This is a genomic window from Micromonospora sp. WMMC415, from assembly GCF_009707425.1.
Taxonomy (GTDB): domain Bacteria; phylum Actinomycetota; class Actinomycetes; order Mycobacteriales; family Micromonosporaceae; genus Micromonospora.
Map to the genome: position 1 here is coordinate 4,884,731 of NZ_CP046104.1, position 23,190 is coordinate 4,907,920.

Annotated in this window: 22 protein-coding genes; 7 read left to right on the top strand and 15 right to left on the bottom strand. The window is 73.6% G+C overall.

Annotated features, from left to right (window positions below):
* The first annotated feature begins 81 nt into the window (after positions 1 to 81).
* Positions 82 to 975, top strand: a complete 894-nt coding sequence (locus GKC29_RS23055; protein WP_155332802.1) for an ABC transporter ATP-binding protein — start codon at positions 82 to 84, stop codon at positions 973 to 975.
* Positions 972 to 2,033: an ABC transporter permease gene (locus GKC29_RS23060; RefSeq protein ID WP_155332803.1), complete on the top strand. Its 1,062-nt coding sequence runs from the start codon at positions 972 to 974 to the stop codon at positions 2,031 to 2,033. The genes GKC29_RS23055 and GKC29_RS23060 overlap by 4 nt, the downstream gene beginning before the upstream one ends.
* A gap of 68 nt (positions 2,034 to 2,101) precedes the next feature.
* On the opposite strand, the gene GKC29_RS23065 is transcribed toward GKC29_RS23060, so the two are convergent.
* The 3 genes from GKC29_RS23065 to GKC29_RS23075 form a co-directional block, all read right to left on the bottom strand.
* Positions 2,102 to 2,851, bottom strand: a complete 750-nt coding sequence (locus GKC29_RS23065) for a YebC/PmpR family DNA-binding transcriptional regulator (RefSeq protein ID WP_155332804.1) — start codon at positions 2,849 to 2,851, stop codon at positions 2,102 to 2,104.
* A 229-nt stretch (positions 2,852 to 3,080) separates the two neighbouring features.
* A complete protein-coding gene (locus GKC29_RS23070) occupies positions 3,081 to 3,377 on the bottom strand; it encodes a hypothetical protein (RefSeq protein ID WP_155332805.1) in 297 nt (98 codons plus the stop codon).
* Positions 3,378 to 3,380: 3 nt separating this feature from the next.
* A complete protein-coding gene (locus GKC29_RS23075; protein ID WP_155332806.1) occupies positions 3,381 to 4,028 on the bottom strand; it encodes an NADPH-dependent FMN reductase in 648 nt (215 codons plus the stop codon).
* A gap of 103 nt (positions 4,029 to 4,131) precedes the next feature.
* On the opposite strand from GKC29_RS23075, the gene GKC29_RS23080 reads away from it, so the two are divergent.
* Positions 4,132 to 4,983 (top strand): helix-turn-helix transcriptional regulator, encoded by an 852-nt coding sequence (locus GKC29_RS23080; RefSeq protein WP_230689101.1) that lies wholly within the window; start codon positions 4,132 to 4,134, stop codon positions 4,981 to 4,983.
* A gap of 107 nt (positions 4,984 to 5,090) precedes the next feature.
* Here the strand turns inward: GKC29_RS23080 and pdxT are convergent, their stop codons facing one another.
* The 6 genes from pdxT to pgsA all read right to left on the bottom strand — a co-directional run bounded on the left by pdxT (position 5,091) and on the right by pgsA (position 10,175).
* Entirely contained in the window at positions 5,091 to 5,696 is a 606-nt protein-coding gene (pdxT, locus tag GKC29_RS23085) for a pyridoxal 5'-phosphate synthase glutaminase subunit PdxT (RefSeq protein ID WP_155332808.1), read from the bottom strand.
* A gap of 70 nt (positions 5,697 to 5,766) precedes the next feature.
* A complete protein-coding gene (gene pdxS, locus GKC29_RS23090) occupies positions 5,767 to 6,684 on the bottom strand; it encodes a pyridoxal 5'-phosphate synthase lyase subunit PdxS (protein WP_155332809.1) in 918 nt (305 codons plus the stop codon).
* Between the two features lie 137 nt (positions 6,685 to 6,821).
* Positions 6,822 to 7,316: a hypothetical protein gene (locus GKC29_RS23095; RefSeq protein WP_196255694.1), complete on the bottom strand. Its 495-nt coding sequence runs from the start codon at positions 7,314 to 7,316 to the stop codon at positions 6,822 to 6,824.
* An 88-nt stretch (positions 7,317 to 7,404) separates the two neighbouring features.
* A complete protein-coding gene (locus GKC29_RS23100; RefSeq protein WP_155332811.1) occupies positions 7,405 to 8,565 on the bottom strand; it encodes a glycosyltransferase family 4 protein in 1,161 nt (386 codons plus the stop codon).
* A gap of 16 nt (positions 8,566 to 8,581) precedes the next feature.
* Positions 8,582 to 9,517, bottom strand: a complete 936-nt coding sequence (locus GKC29_RS23105) for a phosphatidylinositol mannoside acyltransferase (RefSeq protein WP_155332812.1) — start codon at positions 9,515 to 9,517, stop codon at positions 8,582 to 8,584.
* Positions 9,518 to 9,539: 22 nt separating this feature from the next.
* Positions 9,540 to 10,175 (bottom strand): phosphatidylinositol phosphate synthase, encoded by a 636-nt coding sequence (gene pgsA, locus GKC29_RS23110; protein WP_155332813.1) that lies wholly within the window; start codon positions 10,173 to 10,175, stop codon positions 9,540 to 9,542.
* A gap of 251 nt (positions 10,176 to 10,426) precedes the next feature.
* Between pgsA and GKC29_RS23115 the strand changes: the two genes are divergently transcribed.
* Positions 10,427 to 12,580 carry an elongation factor G-like protein EF-G2 gene (locus GKC29_RS23115; RefSeq protein WP_155332814.1) on the top strand — a complete coding sequence of 718 codons (2,154 nt, stop codon included), beginning with the start codon at positions 10,427 to 10,429 and terminating at the stop codon, positions 12,578 to 12,580.
* 145 nt (positions 12,581 to 12,725) lie between these two features.
* On the opposite strand, the gene GKC29_RS23120 is transcribed toward GKC29_RS23115, so the two are convergent.
* The 3 genes from GKC29_RS23120 to thrS form a co-directional block, all read right to left on the bottom strand.
* Positions 12,726 to 13,784: an aldo/keto reductase gene (locus tag GKC29_RS23120; RefSeq protein ID WP_155332815.1), complete on the bottom strand. Its 1,059-nt coding sequence runs from the start codon at positions 13,782 to 13,784 to the stop codon at positions 12,726 to 12,728.
* A gap of 52 nt (positions 13,785 to 13,836) precedes the next feature.
* Positions 13,837 to 14,349 carry an HIT domain-containing protein gene (locus GKC29_RS23125; RefSeq protein ID WP_196255946.1) on the bottom strand — a complete coding sequence of 171 codons (513 nt, stop codon included), beginning with the start codon at positions 14,347 to 14,349 and terminating at the stop codon, positions 13,837 to 13,839.
* A 157-nt stretch (positions 14,350 to 14,506) separates the two neighbouring features.
* Positions 14,507 to 16,522 (bottom strand): threonine--tRNA ligase, encoded by a 2,016-nt coding sequence (gene thrS / locus GKC29_RS23130; protein WP_155332817.1) that lies wholly within the window; start codon positions 16,520 to 16,522, stop codon positions 14,507 to 14,509.
* A gap of 223 nt (positions 16,523 to 16,745) precedes the next feature.
* Here thrS and GKC29_RS23135 point away from each other — a divergent pair, with 223 nt between their 5' ends.
* A complete protein-coding gene (locus tag GKC29_RS23135) occupies positions 16,746 to 17,621 on the top strand; it encodes a DUF1775 domain-containing protein (RefSeq protein ID WP_196255695.1) in 876 nt (291 codons plus the stop codon).
* Between the two features lie 207 nt (positions 17,622 to 17,828).
* Here GKC29_RS23135 and GKC29_RS23140 read toward each other — a convergent pair whose 3' ends face one another.
* The gene (locus tag GKC29_RS23140) at positions 17,829 to 18,749 is read right to left on the bottom strand and encodes an ADP-ribosylglycohydrolase family protein (protein WP_155332819.1); all 921 of its coding nucleotides are present in this window, start codon (positions 18,747 to 18,749) and stop codon (positions 17,829 to 17,831) included.
* A gap of 141 nt (positions 18,750 to 18,890) precedes the next feature.
* On the opposite strand from GKC29_RS23140, the gene GKC29_RS23145 reads away from it, so the two are divergent.
* Together GKC29_RS23145 and GKC29_RS23150 are read left to right on the top strand one after the other, a co-directional pair.
* The gene (locus GKC29_RS23145; RefSeq protein WP_155332820.1) at positions 18,891 to 19,580 is read left to right on the top strand and encodes a response regulator transcription factor; all 690 of its coding nucleotides are present in this window, start codon (positions 18,891 to 18,893) and stop codon (positions 19,578 to 19,580) included.
* A 29-nt stretch (positions 19,581 to 19,609) separates the two neighbouring features.
* Positions 19,610 to 21,013: a HAMP domain-containing sensor histidine kinase gene (locus GKC29_RS23150; protein ID WP_155332821.1), complete on the top strand. Its 1,404-nt coding sequence runs from the start codon at positions 19,610 to 19,612 to the stop codon at positions 21,011 to 21,013.
* A gap of 254 nt (positions 21,014 to 21,267) precedes the next feature.
* On the opposite strand, the gene GKC29_RS23155 is transcribed toward GKC29_RS23150, so the two are convergent.
* The gene (locus GKC29_RS23155) at positions 21,268 to 22,293 is read right to left on the bottom strand and encodes an adenosine deaminase (protein WP_155332822.1); all 1,026 of its coding nucleotides are present in this window, start codon (positions 22,291 to 22,293) and stop codon (positions 21,268 to 21,270) included.
* On the bottom strand, positions 22,290 to 23,084 hold the full coding sequence (locus GKC29_RS23160; protein WP_155332823.1) for a trans-aconitate 2-methyltransferase: 795 nt from the start codon (positions 23,082 to 23,084) through the stop codon (positions 22,290 to 22,292). The genes GKC29_RS23155 and GKC29_RS23160 overlap by 4 nt, the downstream gene beginning before the upstream one ends.
* Between the last annotated feature and the right edge of the window lie 106 nt (positions 23,085 to 23,190).

Below are 23,190 nucleotides of genomic sequence, written 5' to 3' on the forward strand. Positions count from 1 at the left end.
TCCGGTCCGTCCCGCGGGGGATCCGGAGGCTCAGCCCGTGGACGGACGGCGGACGGCGCCCGGTGACCTAGCGTGGCCGCCGTGACGAACGTCCTCCGTCTCGACGGTGTCGACCGCAGCTTCGGCGACCGTCGGGTGCTCCAGAACGTGTCCTTCGAGGTGCCGGCCGGGCGGATGACCGGCTTCGTGGGCGGCAACGGCGCCGGCAAGACGACCACCATGCGGATCATCCTCGGCGTGCTCGCCGCCGACGCCGGTCAGGTGACCTGGCAGGGCAGACCACTGACGCGGGAGGACCGCCGACGCTTCGGCTACATGCCGGAGGAACGCGGCCTCTACCCGAAGATGAGCGTCCGGGAGCAGGTGACCTACCTGGGCCGGCTGCACGGGATGACCACGGCGGCGGCCCGCCGCAACACCGACGTGCTGCTGGAGCGGGTCGGCCTCGCCGAACGCGGCGACGACCTGCTGGAGACGCTCTCGCTGGGCAACCAGCAGCGCGCCCAGATCGCCGCCGCGCTGGTGCACGACCCCGAGGTGCTGGTGCTCGACGAGCCGTTCTCCGGCCTCGACCCGCTGGCCGTGGACACGGTCGTCGCCGTGCTGCGCGAGCGCGCCGCGACCGGCGCACCGGTGCTCTTCTCCAGCCACCAGCTCGACGTCGTGGAACGGCTCTGCGACGACCTGGTGATCATCGCGGGCGGCGTGATCCGGGCCGCCGGTAGCCGCGAGCAGTTGCGCTCGACGTACACCTCGCCCCGCTACGAGCTGGTGGTGGAGACCGACGCCGGCTGGCTCCGCGACCAGCCGGGGGTGACCCTGGTGGACCTGGACGGCGCCCGCGCCGTCTTCGACCTCCCGCCGGGCACCGACGAGCAGCCGGTGCTGCACGCGGCGCTCGCCCGCGGCCCGGTCCGCGCGTTCCGCCCGGTCAGCCCCTCCCTCACCGAGATCTTCCGAGAGGTCGCCCAGTGAACACCCTGCAGGCCACCCGCCTGGTCGCCGTCCGGGAGGTCCGGGTCAAGCTGCGCGACCGGACCTTCCTCATCAGCACGCTGTTCTTCCTGCTCATCGCCGCCGCGGCGACGATCCTGCCGCCGCTGCTCTCCGGCGGTCCGTCCACCGTGGCCGCGACCGAGGCGGTGGCCGGTCCGCTGCGCGCGGCGGGGCTCGAGGTACGGACGCTGCCGGACGACCGCGCCGCCGAGCAGGCCGTCCGCGACGGCGACGTGGACGCCGCCGTCGTGTCCGGCCCGACCGTGCTCGCGATGGACGAGGCGCCCGACGACGTCGTGACCGCCCTGAGCACCCAGCCGCCGGTGCGGCTGCTGAACCCCGACGCGGTGGACCCGGCGGTGGCGTTCCTGGTGCCGTTCGCCTTCGCGTTCGTCTTCTTCGTGACGTCACAGACCTTCGGCGTGCAGATCGCGCAGAGCATCATCGAGGAGAAGCAGACCAGGATCGTCGAGATCCTCGTCGCCGCGGTGCCGGTCCGGGCACTGCTGGCCGGCAAGCTGGTCGCCGGGACCCTGCTGGCGCTGGGGCAGATCGCCCTGGTCGCCCTGGTCACGGTCGCCGGCATGACGTTCGGCGACAGCGGCGGGCTGCTCTCGCTGCTCGCGCCCGCGATCGGGTGGTTCCTGCCGTTCTTCCTGCTGGGCTTCGTGCTGATCGCGGCCATGTGGGCGGCGGCCGGGGCCCTGGTCAACCGGCTCGAGGACATCGGCGGGGTGTCCACACCGGTGCAGCTCGCCGTGATGGTGCCGTTCTTCGCGGTCATCTTCCTCAACGACAACGCGACCGCCATGCGGGTGATGTCCTACCTGCCGTTCTCCGCGCCGACGGCGATGCCGCTGCGGCTGTTCACCGGTGACGCCGCCGGCTGGGAACCGCTGGTGTCGCTGGCCCTGCTGCTGGTCACCGCCGCCGCGTTCCTGGCCGCGGGAGCCCGGGTGTACGAGGGCTCGCTGCTGCGTACCAACGGCCGCACCTCGATCGGCACGGCCTGGCGCTCCCGGGAGACGCTGGGCTGACGCGGACGCGAAACGGGCCCGGCACCACCGATGGCGCGGGCCCGGCGCGAAGCGCTCCCGGCGGCGGCTCAGCCGACGGCGGCCATGATCTCGTCGCTGACGTCGAAGTTCGCGTAGACGTTCTGCACGTCGTCGCAGTCCTCCAGGACGTCGATCAGCTTGAAGATCTTCCGGGCGCCCTCCTCGTCCAGCGGGACGTTGACGCTCGGGATCAGCGAGGACTCGGCCGACTCGTACTCGATGCCGGCGTCCTGCAGCGCGGTGCGGACCGCGATCAGGTCGGTCGGCTCGGAGACCACCTCGAACGCCTCGCCGAGGTCGTTGACCTCTTCGGCGCCCGCGTCCAGGACGGCCATCATCACGTCGTCCTCGCTGGTGCCGGCCTTGGGGACGATGACCACGCCCTTGCGGGAGAACATGTACGACACCGAGCCGGCGTCGGCGAACGAACCGCCGTTGCGGGTCAGCGCGGTACGCACCTCGGTGGCGGCGCGGTTGCGGTTGTCGGTGAGGCACTCGATCAGCAGCGCGACGCCGTTCGGGCCGTAGCCCTCGTACATGATCGTCTGGTAGTCGGCGCCGCCGGCCTCCAGGCCGGAGCCCCGCTTGACCGCGCGATCGATGTTGTCGTTGGGGACCGAATTCTTCTTGGCCTTCTGGATCGCGTCGTAGAGGGTCGGGTTGCCGGCCGGGTCGCCGCCGCCGGTGCGCGCCGCCACCTCGACGTTCTTGATCAGCTTGGCGAACATCTTGCCGCGCTTGGCGTCGATGACCGCCTTCTTGTGCTTGGTCGTCGCCCACTTTGAGTGGCCGGACATCAGTTACCTCCGTTGCTACCCGCCGTCTGCATCGACCGCACCGCACTCGCCCCCGCTCCCGCCGGCGCACGCGGAGAGTGCCGGTCAGCTCTGGTGGAAGCCGTGGCGGGCAGATGGCCCTGCCGAATCTCGGCAATCCTACCGGCGGGCCGCGGGTGGATGTCACGCACCGCACGCCGCCGGCCCGCCCCGTGCGGCCCGAACAGGCACAACGGGGCGGGCCGGGTGGTCATTCCCCGAAGCCGTACGACCCGACCTCGGTGAATCCGGAGGTGCTCCGCTCCGCACACCGGTCCTCCAGCCCGGCGCGGTACCGGCGGAACGATTCCAGCTGCGGCAGCGGTCCCGGCAGCTCCGGGGCCAGGGCGATGTCGACGAAGCTGCGCCCGTCGTCGAGTTGCAGCGTCACGAAGCGCAGCCCGGCCGGCCGGGTCCGGGACAACTCGGCGTAGACGGCACGCAGGAGGGCCAGGTGCGTCCCGACGTGTTCGGGACGGACCCGGTACTGGATGACGATCGTCTCCACCGCTCACCCCACCAGCTCGGGCCGGCGGTCCGCCGCGACCCGCAGCGCGGCCGTCCAGGTCAGGATCTCGGTGAGCATGGTGGTGAGCGACTGCTCCCGCCCGTCCTCGGGAGCGAGCCGGGCCGGGTGGGTCGGGTCATCCGGCGCCGCGCCGGAGAAGTCGAAATCGGTGAAGAGCCCCAGGGCCACCCGCGTCGGTACGACCACGACCCGCACCTCGCCGAGGACGGTCTGGAGGTGGTCGCCGGCCCGGGTGCCGCCCTGCACGCCGTAGGTCAGCACCCCGGCGACCTTGCCGTTCCACTCGGCGTACAGGTAGTCGACGGCGTTCTTCAACGCGGCCGGGACGGACCGGTTGTAGTCCGGGGTGACGAACAGGAAGGCGTCGTACCCGCCGACCACGCCCGCCCAGCGCCGGGTGTGCGGGTTGCGGTAGTCGCCGAACAACGCCGGCACCGGCTCGTCGAGCAGCGGCAGGTCCTGCTCGGCCAGGTCCACCAGCTCGACGGCGGCGTCGCCGTCGCGAACGGCCGGGTGCCGGGACGCGACCCGGGTCACCCAGCCGGCGACGGCGGTGCCGCGCCGGCCCGGTCGGGTGCTGCCCACGATCACGCCGATCCGGACCGGCGCGGAGGTCTGTGTGTTCTGCATGACCTGAGCCTCGCGCCGGGGCGGCTGGGTGGGGAGGCCGGCGCGAGGGTGGCCCCGGCAGGGACAGGCTTCGTCGGGTGTCCGGTGTCAGACTGGGCCGGTGATGGACGGAGAGCTCGGCGCGTTCCTGCGCAGCCGGCGGGAAGCGCTCCCGCCCGGACGGGTCGGCCTTCCCGAGGGGCCCCGGCGCCGGACGCCGGGACTGCGCCGCGCCGAGCTGGCGACGCTCGCGCAGGTGAGCGTGGAGTACCTGACCCGCCTGGAACAGGGCCGCGACACCCGCCCGTCGCCGGAGATCCTCGCCGCGCTCGCCGACGCGCTGCGGTTGGACGACGCCGACCGCGAACACCTCCGCCAGCTCGCGGCCGCCCACCACAGCAGGCAGCTCTGCCCGCGCGGGAGGACCGCGGTCACGCGTACGGTGCGGCCGTCCGTCCGCGCGCTGCTCGACGCCTTCCGCGACGCGCCGGCGCACCTGGCCAACCGGCTCGGCGACGTCCTGGCGTGGAACGACCCCTTCGACCGGGTCGCCCGGCCGCTGGGTCTGCTCGACGGCTCCCGCCCCAACCTGACCTGGTACGTCTTCACCGACGAACGGGCCCGGGAGGCGTTCGCCGACTGGGCCGGAACGGCCGACCACCAGGTCGCCGAGCTGCACCGGCTGCGCCAGGGCGATCCGGCGACCGACGAGTTCGCCGACCGGCTGGTCCGGACCGTGGGCACGCCGTTCGCCGACCGGTGGCGGCGGCGTCCGGTGCCGGCGGCGCACCACGGGGTACGCGAGCTGCGCCACCCGCACGTCGGGCCGCTACGGCTGGCCTACGAGACCCTGACGGTCGGCGACACGGGCGACCAGTGGTTGATCACCCACGTGCCGGCGGACGCGGCCACGGCCGCCCGGCTGGACAAGCTCCTGGGCCGCGTACCCGGCCGCCTGCGCGCCGTCGCAGGCTGAGCCCCCGCCCACCCGCCCGGTCGATCACCCGCTCGGGTCGATCGAGAGGCGCGGCCCCGCAAACCTCTTGATCGACGAGCGCCGGCGCGCGGGCGGGTCGGGCGGGGTCAGCGGGCGGTGCGGACGAGGTTCACGAAGTACGCGTGCAGGCGCCGGTCGCCGGTCAGCTCCGGGTGGAACGAGGTGGCCAGCAGGTTGCCCTGCCGGACCGCGACGATCCGCCCGGCGGCGGGGCCCTCGGTCACCGTGCCGAGCACCTCGACGCCCGCACCGACGCGCTCCACCCAGGGCGCCCGGATGAACACCGCGTGGAACGGCCCGCCGTCGACGCCGGTGACCTCCACCAGCGCCTCGAACGAGTCGACCTGGCGGCCGAACGCGTTGCGCCGGACGGTCATGTCGATGCCGGCGAAGCCGCGCTGGTCGGGCCGGCCGTCGAGCACCTCACCGGCCAGCATGATCATGCCGGCGCAGGACCCGTAGACCGGCATGCCACCGGCGACGCGCTTGTCGATCGGCTCGCGCAGCTCGAAGATGTCGGCCAGCTTGCTGATCGTGGTGGACTCGCCGCCCGGGATGACCAGGCCGTCGACCGCGTCCAACTCCTCGCGGCGGCGGACCGGTCGGGCGTCCGCTCCGGCGGCGGCCAGGGCGTCGGCGTGCTCCCGGACGTCGCCCTGGAGGGCGAGCACACCGATCACGGGTGCCGTCACGTTCACTCCTTCCGCAGTCGTTAAGAGGGGGCCCCTTCTCTACCGGAGGCGTTAAGCAGGGGCCCTTCCTTCACCAGCCGCGCTCGGCCAGGCGGTGCGGCTGCGGGGTCTCGTCGACGTTGATGCCGACCATCGCCTCGCCGAGGCCGCGGGAGACCTTGGCCAGCACGTCCGGGTCGTCGTGGAAGGTGGTGGCCTTGACGATCGCGGCGGCACGCTGCGCCGGGTTGCCGGACTTGAAGATGCCGGAGCCGACGAAGACGCCCTCGGCGCCGAGCTGCATCATCATGGCGGCGTCGGCCGGGGTGGCGATACCACCGGCGGTGAACAGCACCACCGGCAGCTTGCCGGTCTCGGCGACCTCCTTGACCAGCTCGTACGGCGCCTGCAGCTCCTTGGCGGCGACGTACAGCTCGTCGGCCGGCAGCGACCGGAGCCGGCGGATCTCCTTGCGGATCTTGCGCATGTGGGTGGTGGCGTTGGAGACGTCACCGGTGCCGGCCTCGCCCTTGGAGCGGATCATGGCCGCCCCCTCGGTGATCCGGCGCAGCGCCTCGCCCAGGTTGGTGGCGCCGCAGACGAAGGGGACGGTGAAGGCCCACTTGTCGATGTGGTTCTCGTAGTCGGCCGGGGTCAGCACCTCGGACTCGTCGACGTAGTCCACACCGAGGGACTGCAGGATCTGCGCCTCGACGAAGTGGCCGATCCGGGCCTTGGCCATCACCGGGATGGAGACGGCGTTGATGATGCCGTCGATCATGTCCGGGTCGCTCATCCGGGAGACGCCGCCCTGGGCGCGGATGTCGGCGGGCACCCGCTCCAGCGCCATCACGGCGACGGCGCCGGCGTCCTCGGCGATCTTGGCCTGCTCGGGGGTGACCACGTCCATGATCACGCCGCCCTTGAGCATCTCGGCCATGCCGCGCTTGACGCGGGCGGTGCCGGTCACGGGGGTGGCAGTGGTGTTCGGGGAGGTGGTTTCGGGCACGGGTCATCGCTCCTAGAGACGTGCTGGGAGGGTGGCTGCGGAGATGCTACGACGGGGTGAACGCGCGTCCGACAGCCAATCAGACCCACGGTGGCCTGCTGTGTGGCAGCCGTCACGGGCCGGGAGGTGTCGCGCGCTCAGCCGGCGGGGACGTCGGCGGGTGCGGTCAGCGTCGGATCGTCGATGTCGAAGTACCGCGGCCAGGGCTGCCGTCGCCCCATCCGTAACAGACGCACCAGCGGTCGCCCCCGCGCCGCCCGGGCGTCACGGACCAGGTCGGTGTGCACCTGCCGGGCCAACGCCAGCCGACGGCTCGCGGCGATCACGGCCTCCGCGTCCGGATCGCCCGGATCGAGCTGAACCGCGCGCAGTTGGCGGGTGAGGTCGTTCTCGGCCGCCTCACGCTCGTCGGGGCGGGCATCCAGCGCGATCCGCGCGGCCGCGTACAGCTCGACACCGTAGCGGCGCTCGGCGAGGACCGCGGCGGCCGCCGCGCGGCGCAGCAGGTGGGCGTCGAGCGCCCGGGCCGCCGACTCCGCCCGCGCCTGCAGGCGCCGAACCCGTCCGGCGGTCCAGACGAGGTACGCCGCCAGCAGCCCGACGACCAGCGTCGCGCCCACCGCCCACCACATGCCCGGCATCGTAGTGTCGCTCCGTTCCCGTCTCCGCCGGCCACGGCCGGCCGACCGCCGGCCTCCCCCGCACCACCGGCCCCACCGGTCAGCCCAGCCCCACCCATTCCTGGTCGATGACCCGACCGTCGGTGGCCTCGATCGCCGCTGCGTATACCTCCAGAACCCGGCGGGCAACCACGGGCCAGTCGAAATTCGCCACCACCTGGTCGCCGCAGGCGGTCAGCGTGGCCCGCGTCTCCGGGTCGTCGAGCAGGTCGGCGAGGGCGGTCCCCAGTGCCGACGGGTCGCCGGTGCGGAACAGCCGGCCGGCCCGGCCGCCGTCGAGCACCCGGCGGAAGGCGTCCAGATCACTCGCGACGACCGTCGTCCCCGCCGCGAGCGCCTCCGTGAGGATCATCCCGAACGACTCGCCGCCGGTGTTCGGCGCCACATAGAGGTGGACGCTGCGCAGCATCCGGGCCTTGTCCGCCTCGGAGACCAGGCCGAGGAAGGTGATCTGGTCATGCAGCTCGGCCGGGAACTTCTCGTACAGGTCGTCGGAGTCACCGGGCCCCGCGACCAGCAGCCGCAGCCCGGGGCGTTCGGACGCGAGGTGCACGAACGCGTCCCGAAGCACCGGGAAGCCCTTGCGGGCCTCGGTGAACCGGCCGAGGAAGCCGATCGTGCCGCCCCGTCCCGGTGCGCACTCCCCCGGCCAGCCGGGCAGCGGCTCGGCGTCGGTGAACTTCGCGACGGCCACCCCGTTCGGGATCTCCACCGCCCCGCCGTCCATGTGCTCGACCTGCACCTTGCGGGCCAGGGCGCTGACCGCGATCCGGGCGGTGATGCGCTCCAGCACGATCTGGAGCACGCCCTGCGCGGCGGCGAGTACCCGGGAGCGGGTCATCGCGGTGTGGAACGTGGCCACCACCGGCCCCCGCGCGGAGAGCACGGCGAGCATGGACAGGCTGAGCGTCAGCGGCTCGTGCACGTGCAGCACGTCGAAGTCGCCCCGGATGATCCACCGGCGGACCCGGGCGGTGGAGACCGGGCCGAAGGCGATCCGGGCCACCGAGCCGTTGTACGGCAGCGGCACCGCCCGCCCGGCCGGCACGACGTACGGCGGCAGCGGCGAGTCCTCGTCGGCCGGGGCGAGGACGCTCACCTCGTGCCCGAGGCCGATCAGCGCCTCGGCGAGGTCCATCACGTGGTTCTGCACGCCGCCCGGTACGTCGAAGGAGTACGGGCACACGATGCCGATTCGCACGTTGGCGCCCTTTCCCTCAGGCCTGTCCGGTTGCCGGCGAGGGCTGGGCCACGCCGGTCGTGGCGGCGTGCTGCTGGTCCAACCACATCCGCTGCAACATGTGCCAGTCTTCCGGATGGCGGGCGATGCCCGCCGCCAGACCGTCGGCGACCCGCTGTGTCAGGGCCCGGACCCGCGCGTCCAGCGGGCCCTCCTCCGGGCCGGGCACCGGCACCGGCCCCTCGATCGAGGCGTGCGCGGCGTCCGGCTCGTACCACATCGATGCCACGTAGAGGGGCGCGCCGGTGCGCAGCGCGAGCAACGCCGGACCGGGGGGCATCCGGGTGCGGGCGCCGAAGAAGTTCACCTCGACGCCGCGCGCCGAGAGGTCCCGGTCGGCGAGGAGCGGGACGATCGCACCGGCCTGGATCCGGTCGACCAGCACGTCGAAGGCGGGCCGCTCCCCACCCTGGGTGGGCAGGATCTCCATGCCGAGATTCCGCCGGAAGGCGAGGAAACGCCGGTAGACGCCCTCCGGCTTGAGCCGCTCGGCGACGGTGGTGATCGGCCAGCCCATCGCCGCGACCCAGGCGCCGGCGGCGTCCCAGTTGCCGGCGTGCGGCAGCGCCACGACCGCGCCCCGGCCGGCGGCCACGTCGGCCGCCAGCACGTCCTCACCGTCCAGCCGGAAGGCGGCGAGGATCTCCGCGCGGCTCAGCGCCGGCAGGCGGAACGCCTCCAGCCAGTACCGGGCGTAGGAGCGCAGGCCGGCGCGGACCAGCTCGTCCAGCTCGGCCTCCGGCATCTCGGGGCCGACGACGCGGCGCAGGTTGGCGCGGAGTCGGGCCGTACTCGGGCCGCCGCGACGGTGGGCGCGGTCGGCGCCCGCCCGGAAGGCCGCGGCCGCGACGGGCCGGGGCAGCGCGCGGACGGCGCGCCACCCGGCGAGGTAGGCCAGCTCGGTGAGGGTCACCGGCGCCGGCCCCGCACGGCCCTCACCCCTGCCCGCCCGACGCGGTGGGGACCTGCTGGGACTGCCGGTACACGTGGGCCATCCGCTGCCCGACCGTGAAGATCGACACGGCGGCGAGCAGCCAGAGCGCGATGGGCAGCGCGACCGGCAGGCCGAGGCCGGCGAGCAGGCCGCCGACGCCGACGATGAGTAGTCGCTCGGTGCGCTCGGCGATGCCCACGTTGCAGGTCATGCCGAGCCCCTCGGCGCGGGCCTTTACGTAGGAGACGAGACTGCCCGCGGCCAGACAGAGCAGGGCCGCCGCGACACCGGCGTGGTCGCCCTCGGTGGCCAGGTAGTAGGCCACGGCGCCGAAGACGGCGCTGTCGGCGATCCGGTCCATGCTCGAGTCGAGGAACGCCCCGAACCGGGTGGAGCCGCCGCTCATGCGGGCCATCGTCCCGTCGAGCAGGTCGGTCAGCGCGAAGACCGTCACGATCAACGCTCCGGCGACGAGGTGGCCGCGGGCGCCGAAGCCGAGCGCGCCGACGAGCACCCCGAGGGTGCCCGTCACGGTGACCGCGTTGGGGGTGACGCCCGCGCGCAGCAGTCGGCGCGCGAGCGGTTCGACGATGCGGGTCATGCCCGCGCGGGCCGTCACTTGGAAGATCTTCGCCATGGCGGTCCCACGATAACGGTCGCCGGGCCAGCGGCGATACGGCCGGTCAGGTGACCCGCGCGGCGAGGCTTGTGCGGCCCGGTCATCGGGTGTCTGATCGACCCAGGAAAGGTGAGCCAGCTCACCGGTCCGCCCGTCCCGTTCCCGCTTGGCAGCAGACCACCGGAGGATATCGCCGCGCACCCGCCCCGGGCCGCACCCCGTCGCGCGCGGCGGTCGCCACCAACCACCGGCTGAGGGAGGTGCGCCCCATGGCGCAGAAGAGTCAGGAGAAGGGGGTCACCGGCGGCGCGCCGGTGGTGACCGACCCCGGCAGGGTCCGCAACGTGGTGCTCGTCGGCCACTCCGGGGCCGGCAAGACGACCCTGGTCGAGGCGTTGCTCGCCGCGACCGGCACGATCGGTCGCGCCGGGAGCGTCACCGACGGCACCACGGTCTGCGACCACGACCCCGCCGCCGTACGCCAGCAGCGCTCGGTGAGCCTGGCCTGCGCGCCCCTGACCCACGACGGGATCAAGGTCAACCTGCTGGACAGCCCGGGGTACGCCGACTTCGTCGGTGAGCTGCGGGCCGGGCTGCGGGCCGCCGACGCCGCACTCTTCGTCGTCTCCGCGGTCGACGGGATGGACGCCGCGACCGCCGCGCTGTGGGAGGAGTGCGCCGCCGTCGACATGCCCCGGGCGGTCGCCGTCTCCCGGCTGGACCACCCGCGCGCGGACTTCGACGAGGCGGTGGCGCTCTGCCAGCGGGTCTTCGGCGACAACGTGCTCCCGCTCTACCTGCCGATGCTCGGTGACGACGGCATCTCCACCGTCGGCCTGCTCGGGCTTATCACGAGGCGGGTCTTCGACTACACCGGCGGCCTGCCGGCGGAGGTGCGCGAGCCGGACCCGGAGCACCTGCCGGCGATCGCCGAGTCCCGCAACGAACTGATCGAGGGGATCATCGCCGAGAGCGAGGACGAGACCCTCATGGACCGGTACCTCGAGGGTGAGGAAATCGGCACCGACATCCTCGTCGAGGATCTGGAGAAGGCGGTCGCGCGCGGCCACTTCTACCCGGTGGTGCCGGTCTGCGCGGAGACCGGGGTGGGGCTGGACGCGCTGCTGGAGGTGCTCACCGCGGGCTTCCCGTCGCCGCTGGAGCACGACGTGCCGGCGGTGACCGGCGTGGACGGTGCGCCCCGGCCGCCGCTCACCTGCGATCCGGACGGCCCGCTGGTCGCGGAGGTCGTCAAGACGACCATCGACCGGCATGTCGGCCGGGTCTCGCTGGTACGGGTGTTCTCCGGCACGCTGCGCCCGGAGCAGACCGTGCACGTCTCGGGGCACGGCATGGCCGAGCGGGGCCACCCCGACCACGACGCCGACGAGCGGGTGGGGCACATCTACTCGCCGCTCGGCGCGACCCTGCGGGAGGTGGGCCTCTGCGTGGCCGGCGACATCTGCGCGATCACCAAGTCGGGCAGCGCGGAGACCGGTGACACCATCTCCGCCAAGGAGGACCCGCTGCTGATCGCGCCGTGGGAGATGCCGGAGCCGCTGCTGCCGGTGGCGATCGTGGCCCGCAGCCGCTCCGACGAGGACGCGCTCGCCCGCAACCTGGCCCGGCTGGTGGCCGGTGACCCCACGCTGCGGCTGGACCGCAACCCGGAGACCCACCAGCTGGTGCTGTGGTGCATGGGCGAGGCGCACGCGGACGTGGTGCTGGAGCGGCTGCGCACCGGCGGTGTGGAGCTGGACACCGAGCCGGTGCGGGTGGCGCTGCGCGAGACGTTCACCGGGTCGGCCAAGGGGCACGGCCGGCACGTCAAGCAGTCCGGCGGCCACGGCCAGTACGCGGTCTGCGACATCGAAGTGGCGCCGCTGCCGCGCGGCGCCGGTTTCGAGTTCGTCGACCGGGTGGTGGGGGGCGCGGTGCCGCACAACTACATCCCGTCGGTGGAGAAGGGGGTCCGCGCCCAGATGGAGCGCGGCCTGGTCGCCGGCTACCCGGTGGTGGACCTGCGGGTGACGCTGTTCGACGGCAAGGCGCACAGCGTGGACTCCTCCGACGCGGCGTTCCAGACGGCCGGGGCCCTGGCGCTGAAGGACGCGGCCGAGAGGGGCCAGCCGGCGCTGCTGGAACCGGTCGACGAGGTGGTCATCCGGGTGCCCGACTCGTCGGTGGGCGCGGTGATGGGCGACCTGTCCGGCCGGCGCGGCCGGGTGCTGGGCACCGAACCGGACACCACGGCCGAGGGCCGCACGCTGGTCCGTGCCGAGGTGCCGGCGACCGAACTCCTCCGGTACGCGGTGGAGCTGCGCTCGATGACCTCCGGCACCGGCACCTTCCGCCGCCAGTTCGTCCGCTACGAACCCATGCCCGCCCACCTGGCCGACCAAATCCGCAAGGAACACACCTAAGCCCCTCCCCCTCCCCCTCCCCCCTCCCCCCCCTCCCCCCCGACGCGTTGATCATGAAGTTAGCGGAGACAAATCGGACAGATTTGGCCGCTAACTTCATGATCAACGCAGAAGACCCCGCGCGTTGAGCCCCGCAACGGGGTGGTCAGGGTCGGGCGGTGGGGAGGGTGGGGCTGGGCCAGTAGGGGCGGTCGGCTTCGCGGAGGGCCGCCGCCCGCAGAGCCGCCAGCTGGCGTTCCACCTCGGCGAACTGGTCCGGCGGGAGCGGGCCACGGGCCAGCGCCGCCACGTTCTCCTCGACCTGGGCGACCGTACGGCAGCCGGGGATCGGGACGCTGCGGTCGCTGCGCGCCCAGATCCAGCCCAGCGCGCCCTGGGCCAGGGTCCGGCCGTCGGCGGTGAGCGCGGCGCGGACGGCGCTCACCCGGCGCAGCCACTCCGGCGCCGGTCGGCCGCCTCGAAACCACTCCAGCCAGCCGGGCGCGTGCCCGCGCAGGTCGTCCCGGGGCAGCGTGGAGCCGGTCGTGTACTTGCCGGTGAGCAGGCCCATCCCGAGCGGGCACCGGGCGACGCTGACGAGGTCGTACTTGTCGCAGACCGCAAGCAGCTCGGGGGCGTCCCGCAGCACCGACAGGGTGTGCTGCACGGCGGTGGCGCCCCGGGCCGTCTGACCCCACGCGGCGGCCCGGTCCACCCGGTCGGTGCTCCATCCGTACGCGCGCACCAGCCCGTCGGCCACCAGGTCCTCCAGCGTGCCGATCAGGGCCTCCGCGCGCGGGACCGGAAGGTCGCCCAGGTGCAGCTGGTAGAGGTCGATGCGGTCGGTGTCGAGCCGGCGCAGCGAGTCGGTCACCGCCCGCCGCAGGTACGCCGGGGACGCGTCCTCGCCCGTCGCCTGGCGGGCCGCCTCGTCGAACGTGTAGCCCCACTTCGTGGCGACGACCGCCTCGTCACGCCGGCCGGCGAGGGCCCGCCCGAGGATCCGCTCCGAGTGCCCCGCCCCGTACGTGTCGGCGGTGTCGAAGAGGGTCACGCCGAGGTCGAGCGCGCGGCGGACCGCCCGGACGGACTCGTCGTCGTCGACGACGCCCCACCCCAGCGGCTGGAGCCCCTCCGCCCACGGGCCACCGATCGCCCAGCACCCCATGCCGAGGGCGCTCACCTCGATGCCGCTGCGACCCAGCGTCCGCGTCATGACTGCCATCGACGCATCCTGTCACCTCCGGCCGACCGGAGGGAGAAGATCGCGCCGGGTGTCAGGACGGCCAGGCGCGGGCCAGCAGGTCGCGGGTGTCGCCCAGCAGCTGCGGCAGGACCTTGGTGCGGCCGATCACCGGCATGAAGTTGGCGTCACCGCCCCACCGGGGCACCACGTGCTGGTGCAGGTGCGCGGCGATCCCGGCGCCGGCCACGCCGCCCTGGTTCATCCCCAGGTTGAAGCCGTGCGCGCTGCTGACCTTGCGGACCACCCGCATGGCGGTCTGCGTGAACGCGGCCAGCTCGGCCGTCTCCGGGCCGTCGAGGTCGGTGTAGTCGGCCACGTGCCGGTAGGGGCAGACCAGCAGGTGCCCCGGGTTGTACGGGTAGAGGTTGAGCACCACGAAGACGTGCTCGCCGCGCGCCACGACGAGGCTCTCCGGCGCGGGCCGGCCGGGCGCGAGGCAGAACGGGCAGCCGCTCGGCTTCTCGTACCCGCCCTCGGGCCGGTCCTCGCCGGAGATGTAGGTCATCCGGTGGGGCGTCCAGAGCCGGTCCAGGCCGTCCGCCATGACCTCGCTGCTGTCGGTGTGTCCGTCCGCCCCAGTCACAGCAGCGATCCTACGACCCGGCGCGGGGCGTCACCGAACCGCGCCGTCCCGCCGGGGCCCGGGCGTGTGTTAACCGGGGGCCCTTTTACTGCCTGAGGCGTTAAGAAGGGGCCCTTCCTTACACCTCGGCGGCGGACGGGCCGATGTTGCTGCGCGAGGACACCACGTCGACGACGTGGTTGACCGCCTCGGCCATCGGTACGCCGTTGCGCTGCGAGCCGTCCCGGTAGCGGAACGACACGGTGCCCGCCGCGACGTCGTCGTCGCCGGCGATCACCATGAAGGGGATCTTCTGCTGCTGGGCGGTGCGGATCTTCTTCTGCATCCGGTCGTCACCGGCGTCGACCTGGGCACGGATGCCCTCGGCGCGCAGCGCGGCGACGAAGCCGTGCAGGTAGTCGGTGTGGTCCTCGCGGATCGGGATGCCGACCACCTGCACCGGGGCGAGCCAGGCGGGGAAGGCACCGGCGTAGTGCTCGGTGAGCACGCCGATGAACCGCTCGATCGACCCGAACTTCGCGCAGTGGATCATGACGGGCTGCTGCCGGGTGCCGTCGGCCGCCTGGTACTCCAGCCCGAAGCCCTTCGGCTGGTTGAAGTCGTACTGGATGGTCGACAGCTGCCAGGTGCGGCCGATGGCGTCCTTGGCCTGCACGGAGATCTTCGGGCCGTAGAAGGCCGCGCCGCCCGGGTCCGGCACCAGGTCGAGCCCGGTCTCCCGCGCGCACTGCTCCAGCACCGCGGTGGCCGTGGCCCAGTCCTCGTCGGAGCCGACGAACTTGTCGGGCTTGGACTCGTCGCGGGTCGACAGCTCCAGGTAGAAGTCGTCGATGCCGAAGTCCTTCAGCAGGCTGAGCACGAAGTGGAGCAGGTGCTTGATCTCGGCCGGCGCCTGCTCCCGGGTGCAGTAGGAGTGCGAGTCGTCCTGGGTCAGGCCGCGCACCCGGGTCAGCCCGTGGACCACGCCCGACTTCTCGTACCGGTAGACCGACCCGAACTCGAACAGCCGCATCGGCAGCTCGCGGTAGGACCGCCCGCGCGACCGGTAGATCAGGTTGTGCATCGGGCAGTTCATCGCCTTGAGGTAGTAGTCCGCGCCCTCGAGTTCCATGGGCGGGTACATGCCATCGGCGTAGTAGGGCAGGTGGCCCGAGGTGTGGAACAGCCCTTCCTTCGAGATGTGCGGGGTTCCGACGTACTGGAAGCCCTCCTCGATGTGGCGGGTGCGGACGTAGTCCTCCATCACCCGCTTCAGCACGCCGCCCTTGGGGTGGAAGACCGGCAGGCCGGAGCCGATCTCGTCGGGGAAGCTGAACAGGTCCAGGTCCGCGCCGAGCTTGCGGTGGTCGCGCCGCGCGGCCTCCTCGAGGAGCTTCAGGTACGCCTTCAGCTCGTCGCGCGTCGGCCACGCGGTGCCGTACACCCGCTGGAGCTGCGGGTTCTTCTCCGAACCCCGCCAGTACGCGGCGGCCGAGCGCATCAGCTTGAACGCGCCGATCAGCCGCGTGTTCGGCAGGTGCGGCCCCCGGCACAGGTCCGACCAGCAGACCTTGTCCTCGGTGGCGGCGAGGTTGTCGTAGATGGTCAGCTCGCCGCCGCCGACCTCCATGACCTCGTCCGAGTCCAGGCCCTCGCCCTTGACGTCGATCAACTCCAGCTTGAACGGCTCGGCGGCCAGTTCGGCCTTCGCCTCGTCCAGGCTGTTGAAGCGCCGCCGGCGGAACCGCTGGCCGGACTTGACGATCTCCTGCATCCGCTTCTCGAGCTTCGCCAGGTCCTCCGGCTGGAACGGCTTGTCGACGGCGAAGTCGTAGTAGAAGCCGTTCTCGATGGGCGGGCCGATGCCGAGCTTCGCCTCCGGGAAGACGTCCTGCACGGCCTGGGCGAGCACGTGGGCGGTGGAGTGCCGCAGCACGTTCAGCCCGTCCGGAGTGTCGATGGCCACCGGCTCGACCTCGGTGTCGACCTCCGGCCGCCAGTCCAGGTCGCGCAGCTGACCCTGGGCGTCGCGGACCACAACGATCGCCTTGGGCCCGGTCGCCGGCAGGCCGGCCGCCGCCACCGCGTCGGCCGCCGTCGTCCCGGCGGCCACGACGACGGGGTCGGCCACGACGGGGATACGGGGTGCGGACACGGTGACTCCTCACGGGCAGGCGGTACGGATGCTGCCGATGCTATCGGTCGTCCCGACCATCACCCGCTGCGGTGTAAGGAAGGGCCCCCTCTCAACGCCTGCGGTAGAGGAAGGGCCCCTTGTTAACGCCCCCCTCAGGCGTTGAACCTTTCCGTCCCCGCGTCCGAACTACCAGGTGTGGCTGGAGCCGGTTCCGGCCACGTGGACACGGATGGGGACGACGATGGCGAGGACGCGCGAGAGGCGCGGCCGCCGGGCCGGGGCGGTGACCGCCCTGGTCGCCGGCGCACTGCTGGCCTGGCCCGGCACGGCGTACGCGGCGGACGTGACGGTCCAGCCGACGCAGGCCCGGCAGGGCGAGGCGGTCAAGCTGGAGTTCGTGGTGCCGGAGGAGCGGGCCGGCACCCGCACCGAGCGGATCGAGATCCGGCTGCCCGCGGACGCTCCGATCGCCGAGGTCTACCCGATGTCGGTGACCGGCTGGGCACCCCGCATCGCCACCCGCGAGCTCGACCGGCCGGTCGCCGGCATCCACTCCTCGGGCGTGACCACGGTGACCAGCGCCGTGACCTGGTTCCGCATGCCCGGGTCGGAGACCGGGCCGGCCCGGCTGACGTTGTCGGTGGGCCCGCTGCCGCAGGTGGAGCGGTTGACCTTCGAGGTGCTCCAGACGTACGCCGACGGCACGGTCGTCCGCTGGTCGGAGCCGGCGGGTGACAAGACGGCGCCCGCGCTCACCCTGCTGCCGCCGGCGCCCGGCGCGGCCGGCGGCGGACACGGCCACGGCGCGGCGCCGGGCGCGCCGGGCGTGGGCGACCCGGCGGGTACGGCGGACGCCTCGGACCCGGCCGGGGGCAACGCCGACGGCCTGCTCGTCGCCGGTCTGCTCGCTGGCCTCGGCGGCGGCGTGGCGGGCGGCTGGCTGCTCAGCCGCTGGCGCCGCCGGGAGCCGTCGGACGGGCGTAACGACCTGCGCGCGGTCCTCGACGGCGACCCGCCCGCCGACGCGCCTCAACCGGAGGAGCAGGCCACTGCACCGGACACGGCGGCGCGAACGGAGGCGGTGGCCCCGACGGACGCGGTGGCGCGGACGCGCTGACCTCGCTCCAGCCGCCCCCGCTCGCCCCCCTTTGCTCTGCTTCAACCCACGCAACGGATTCCGGCCGGAACCGTTGCGTCCGGTGAAGCAGAGCAAAGGGGCCGCATGCCTTCGGTGGCGGCCGACGGACAAGGCGAGCAGCGGAGCGACGGGCGGCAGGGCCGGCGCCGCGACACCATGGCCGGTCGGCGCCCGCCGGCTGACGGCTCAGGGGAGCCAGTCGGGCAGCGGCTCGCGGGCGTCGAGCCACTCCGTCGGCACGCCGCCCGGGGTGCCGACCCCGGTGTACGCGGCGACCACCGCCCCGACGATCGCCGCGGTGGTGTCGACGTCCCCGCCCGCGTCGACGCAGGACCGGATCGCGGCCGGGTAGTCGTCGAGGTGTCCGGCGGCGACCCAGCAGGTGAAGGCGACGGTGTCCTGGGCGGTGATCCGGGAGCCGTTGCCGAGGGCGTCAACGACCTCGGGCAGCGGACGGCCGAGCAGTCCGGTGGCCCGCCGTACCCCCCGGTGCACCTCGGTGGCGGGGTCGAGCGCGGCGGCAACCCCGGCGAGCAGCCGGTCGGGCTCGGGGCGGTGCCCGTCCAGCCGGCCCCGGGCGGACAGGGACGCGGCCACCGCGACCGCGACCGCGCCGGCGATGCCCTCCGGATGGGCGTGGGTCACCTCGGCCGACGCCCGGGCCTGGTCCGCCGCCCGGCCGGTCGAGTCGGCGAAGTACGCCCCCAGCGGCCCCACCCGCATGGCGGCGCCGTTACCGCACGAGCCCTGCCCGTCGAAGGCCGACGCGGCGGCCACCGGCCACGGGGTGCCGGTACGGATCAGCCGCAGGACGGCCACCGCTCCCGCGCCGTAGCCACGGTGCGGCTCGCAACGGTCGGCGAACGCGAGGGCGAGCGCGTCCCGGTCGATCCGGCCGGTGTCGGCCAGGGCGGCCACGACCGAGCACGCCATCTCGGTGTCGTCCGTCCACGCCCAGGGCGGAGGTGGGAGCCGGCCGGCGGCCAGGTCGGCCGGTCGACGACCGGGCACGAAGAACTGGGAGCCGAGCGCGTCGCCGACCGAGAGGCCGGCGAGCGAGTCCCGGGCGAGCGCGAGTCGGGTGTCGGCGAAGAGGGTGAAGGACATCGTTGTACCAGCTTGCCGGGTTTGTAGGGGCGCCGCAACGCGATCGACGGGTCCCGCCGGCACCGTCGCGGCGTCGTCCTGGCCTGCTCGGGCGCGGGTCGACGGTGTCGATCAACTTGCCACGCCGAGTACCGTCTTGGCGTGGCCACCGTGCTCCTGGTCGAAGACGACCACGTCGTCCGCGGCGCGATGCTGCGATCCCTCGCCGACCGCGGGCACGCCGTGCACGCGGTCGGCACCGCGCTCGACGCGCTGCGCCGGGTGGCGGCCGAGACACCCGACCTCGTGGTGCTCGACCTGGGGCTGCCGGACCTCGACGGCTCGGACGCGCTGCGCATGCTGCGGGGCATCACCGACGTGCCGATCATCATCGCCACCGCCCGCGACGACGAGCAGTCCGTGGTCCGGCTGCTGCGGGCGGGCGCCGACGACTACATGGTCAAGCCGTTCACCGGCGCGCACCTGGACGCCCGCATCACCACCGTGCTGCGCCGCGCCGGCCGGGCCAGCCGGAGCGTGCAGCCGGCCGTGCACGAGGTCGGCGGGCTGCGCGTCGACGTCGGGGAGCGCAGCGCCCACCTCGACGGTGAACCCCTGGCGCTGACCCGCAAGGAGTTCGACCTGCTGGCGTATCTCGCCGCACGACCCGGCCGGGTAGTGTCCCGCCGCGAGCTCTTGGAGGAGGTATGGCGGCAACCGTCGGTCGGCGAGGATCAGACCATCGACGTTCATCTGTACTGGCTGCGTCGCAAAATGGGCGAGTCCGCAGCGAAGCCACGTTACCTGCGCACCGTGCGGGGGGTGGGCTTCCGACTGGTGCCGCCGGACTGAGGCGAACCCTCGCACTGGTCACGGCCGGCATGTGCACCCTGGTGGCGCTCGCGTTCCTGGTGCCGCTCACGTCGAGCCTCGGCGACCGTGCCCGCGAGGAGGCCATCGCCGACGCGGCCCGGCGCAGTGCGCTGGTCACCGGGGCGCTCGCCGTGAGCACCGCGCCCGAGGTGGTCGAGCGGGCGGTCGCGGCCAGCGGCGACGATCCGGCCACCCGGCCGGTGGTCCACGGGCTGGACGTCGACGCGTCCGGGGGCCGGGCCGCCGCGGCGGACCTGGACCGGGCCCGGGCCGAGGGGCGCTCGGTCGTCGTCGACGTCGACGGTGGCGCGGTACGCCTCGACCCGGTGCTGCTCGGCGACCGGACGGCGGTGGTCGAGGTCTTCGTGCCCGAGTCCGAGCTCGACGAAGGCTCCGGTGGGCGGTGGCTCCTGCTGCTCGGCGTGACCGTCGCCCTGGTCGGGGCGGCGGTGCTGATGGTAGACCGGGTGGCTACCCGCACGGTGGACGCGGCGCGCAATCTGGTCCGGGCCGCGGGTGCCCTCGGCGGCGGCGATCTCAACGTCCGCGTGGAGCCGACCGGCCCACGGGAGCTGGCCGAGGCCGGCTACGCGTTCAACCGGATGGTCGAGCGGCTGGTCGACGCCCGTGCCGACGAGCGGGAACTGGTCGCCGACCTGTCGCACCGGCTGCGTACGCCGCTGACCGCGCTCCGGCTCGACGCCGAGGCGCTGGATCCCGACGACACCAGCATCGGCACGTTCAGCGAGGCCGAGCTTGACCGTCGACGCGGGATCCGGCGGATCCGGCAGGCGATCGTCACCCTGGAGGGCGAGGTCGACCAGCTCATCAAGACCACCCGCAAGGCGGTCACCCAGGAGACCGCGCCGACCACGTGCGACGTGAGCGAGGTGGTACGGGAGCGGATGGTGTTCTGGTCCGCCCTGGCGGGCGACCAGAACCGGCAGCACCGGGTCACCGGCGCGCAGCTGCGCATCCCGGCGCCGGTGCCGCGGGCGGAACTGGCCGCCGCCCTGGACGCGGTGATCGGCAACGTCTTCCGGTACACGCCCCAGGGCACCGCGTTCGAGGTGGCCGTCTCGCGGCGGGACGGCTACGTCGCGATCCGCGTCGACGACGCCGGGCCGGGCATCGCGGACCCGGACCGGGCGCTGCGCCGGGGCGCGAGCGACCGCGGCTCGACCGGTCTCGGGCTGGACATCGCCAAGCGGGTGGCGTTGCAGGCGAACGGGTCGGTCAGCATCGACCGGGCCCGGCTGGGCGGGGCGAGTGTCGTCATGCTGCTGGCCGATCCGGACGCGACGCCCCGTCAGGTGAGCCGGTTCGGGCTGGTGGGCCGGATGGCCCGGGACGTCCGCGACCAGAAGGGCAGCGGCCGCCGGTGGCCGCGGCAGCGCCCCACCGACGGCTGACGCACGCCCGGCCCGTGGGCCGGCGGGCTGCGGGCCGGCGGGTTGTGGGCCGGCGCAAGTCTTCCTTAGATCCGGGTTAACACCGGCGCCGTCCCGGGGCGCAGCTGTCAGGATCGAAGGCACGAACCCATCAGTTCCACCGGCTACCTGCCCCGCGCACCTGCGGCCGGTGGAGCCGTGCGCGCGGCGGGAGAATCGGTCCCCCCACACCTCCTCCCGCCGCGCGCCACTCCTTCATCACGGCGGTGCCGGGGTCAGCGCGGGGCGGTCGCCAGGTACGCGTCGATCTCGCCGACGAGGCGCTGCTTCGCGGCCGGGTCGAGGAAGGACGCGGTCACCGCGTTGCGCGCCAGTGCGGCCAGCCCGTCCGGGCCCGCGCCGAGGAGGCGGGCCGCCACCGCGTACTCGTCGTTCAGGGTCGTGCCGAACATCGGCGGGTCGTCGGAGTTGATCGTCACCAGCACGCCGGCCGCCATGAGCCGGGGCAGCGGGTGGTCCTCGATCCGCGCCACGGCCCGGGTGCGGACGTTGGAGGTCGGGCAGACCTCCAGGGCGATCTGCCGCTCGGCGAGGTACGCGAGCAGTTGCGGGTCGTCGGCGGCGGAGATGCCGTGCCCGATCCGCTCCGCGCCGAGGTCGCGCAACGCGTCCCAGACGGTCTGCGGGCCGGTGGTCTCCCCCGCGTGCGGCACCGACCGCAGGCCGGCCGCGCGGGCCTGGTCGAAGTACGGCTTGAACTGCGGCCGCGGTACGCCGATCTCCGGGCCGCCCAGCCCGAAGCTGACCAGCCCGTCGGGGCGTTCCTCCAGGCAGATCCGCAGGGTCTCCTCGGCCGCCGGGAGGCCGGCCTCACCCGGAATGTCGAAGCACCAGCGCAGCTCGATGCCGAAGTCCGCCTCGGCGCGCTTGCGGGCGTCCTCGATCGCCTCGCAGAACGCCGGCGCCGGAATGCCGCGGTGCACGTGCGAGTACGGGGTGACGGTCAGCTCGGCGTAGCGGACCTGCTGGCGGGCCAGCTCGCGGGCGACCTCGTGGGTGAGGATCCACACGTCCTCCGGGTCCCGGATCAGGTCCACCACGCTCAGGTAGACCTCGATGAAGTGCGCGAAGTCGCGGAAGGCGAAGTAGTCGGCGAGTGCGGCCGGGTCGGCCGGGACCGGGCTGCGCCCCTCGTGGCGGGCGGCCAGCTCGGCGACGATCCGGGGCGAGGCGGAGCCGACGTGGTGCACGTGGAGCTCCACCTTGGGCAGTCCCGCGATGAAGGTGGGCAGGTCGGTCACAGGTTCTCCTCTGCACGGGCGCCGGTTCGGGCGACGAAGAAGACGCGTCGGAATGGGAAGTACACCCGCCCCCCGCAAACCGGGTACGCCTCGGCGAGGCGTACGCCGAGCTCGGTCCGGAAGGCGGACCAGCCGGCGGCGTCCAGCGCCGCCCGGACCGGGCGCAGCGCGGTCCCCTCCATCCAGGTGAGGACGGGGTGGTCGCCGTCGGCCGGGGCCGGGAGCAGGTGCACGTAGGTAGTTTCCCAGGCGTCCACCGCGCAGCCGGCGGCGACCAGCAGGTGCGCGTAGCCGACCGGGTCGTCGACGGGCGCCTCCCGCAGCAGCGGGCCGAGCACGTCGCGCCAGGTGGGACGGCCGGCGACGGCGCGGAGCGCCCGGTGCGAGGGGGCGTCGAAGTTGCCCGGAACCTGCACCGCGATCACGGCACCGGCGGGCAGCTCGCGGGCCCAACGGGTGAGCAGGTCCCGGTGCCCGGGCACCCACTGGAGCACGGCGTTGCTGACCACGACGTCGGTGTCCGGGTCGGGGCGCCAGTCGCGGAGGTCGGCGACGCCGAAGTCCACCGGGACGCCCAGGGCGGCGGCGCGGTGCACCATCTCCGGTGCGGAGTCCAGACCGGTCACCCGGCTGTCCGGCCACCGGTCGGCCAGGGTCGCGGTCAGCGTGCCGGGACCGCAGCCGAGGTCGACCACCGCGCGCGGGCGGCCGGCGGGGACGCGGGCGAGGAGGTCGTGGAACGGCCGGGACCGTTCGTCGCCGTAGCGAAGGTACGCCGCCGGGTCCCACATGCCAGCCTCCCAAACCGTACGTCCGTCTTGTTAACCGTACGGCCCGGCGCGCGGCCCGGCAAGCGGATCACCGGTGCGGTGTCCAGGGACGTTGCCAGTGTCGCGG

Excerpts from the sequence above, each read along its gene's own strand:
- GKC29_RS23065 (WP_155332804.1), bottom strand. The coding sequence starts at position 2,851 with ATGTCCGGCCACTCAAAGTGGGCGACGACCAAGCACAAGAAGGCGGTC.
- GKC29_RS23075 (WP_155332806.1), bottom strand. The coding sequence starts at position 4,028 with ATGCAGAACACACAGACCTCCGCGCCGGTCCGGATCGGCGTGATCGTG.
- GKC29_RS23080 (WP_230689101.1), top strand. The coding sequence starts at position 4,132 with ATGGACGGAGAGCTCGGCGCGTTCCTGCGCAGCCGGCGGGAAGCGCTC.
- GKC29_RS23095 (WP_196255694.1), bottom strand. The coding sequence starts at position 7,316 with ATGTGGTGGGCGGTGGGCGCGACGCTGGTCGTCGGGCTGCTGGCGGCG.
- pgsA (WP_155332813.1), bottom strand. The coding sequence starts at position 10,175 with ATGGCGAAGATCTTCCAAGTGACGGCCCGCGCGGGCATGACCCGCATC.
- GKC29_RS23115 (WP_155332814.1), top strand. The coding sequence starts at position 10,427 with ATGGCGCAGAAGAGTCAGGAGAAGGGGGTCACCGGCGGCGCGCCGGTG.
- GKC29_RS23120 (WP_155332815.1), bottom strand. The coding sequence starts at position 13,784 with ATGGCAGTCATGACGCGGACGCTGGGTCGCAGCGGCATCGAGGTGAGC.
- GKC29_RS23125 (WP_196255946.1), bottom strand. The coding sequence starts at position 14,349 with ATGGCGGACGGCCTGGACCGGCTCTGGACGCCCCACCGGATGACCTAC.
- GKC29_RS23135 (WP_196255695.1), top strand. The coding sequence starts at position 16,746 with ATGGCGAGGACGCGCGAGAGGCGCGGCCGCCGGGCCGGGGCGGTGACC.
- GKC29_RS23140 (WP_155332819.1), bottom strand. The coding sequence starts at position 18,749 with ATGTCCTTCACCCTCTTCGCCGACACCCGACTCGCGCTCGCCCGGGAC.
- GKC29_RS23150 (WP_155332821.1), top strand. The coding sequence starts at position 19,610 with ATGTGCACCCTGGTGGCGCTCGCGTTCCTGGTGCCGCTCACGTCGAGC.
- GKC29_RS23160 (WP_155332823.1), bottom strand. The coding sequence starts at position 23,084 with ATGTGGGACCCGGCGGCGTACCTTCGCTACGGCGACGAACGGTCCCGG.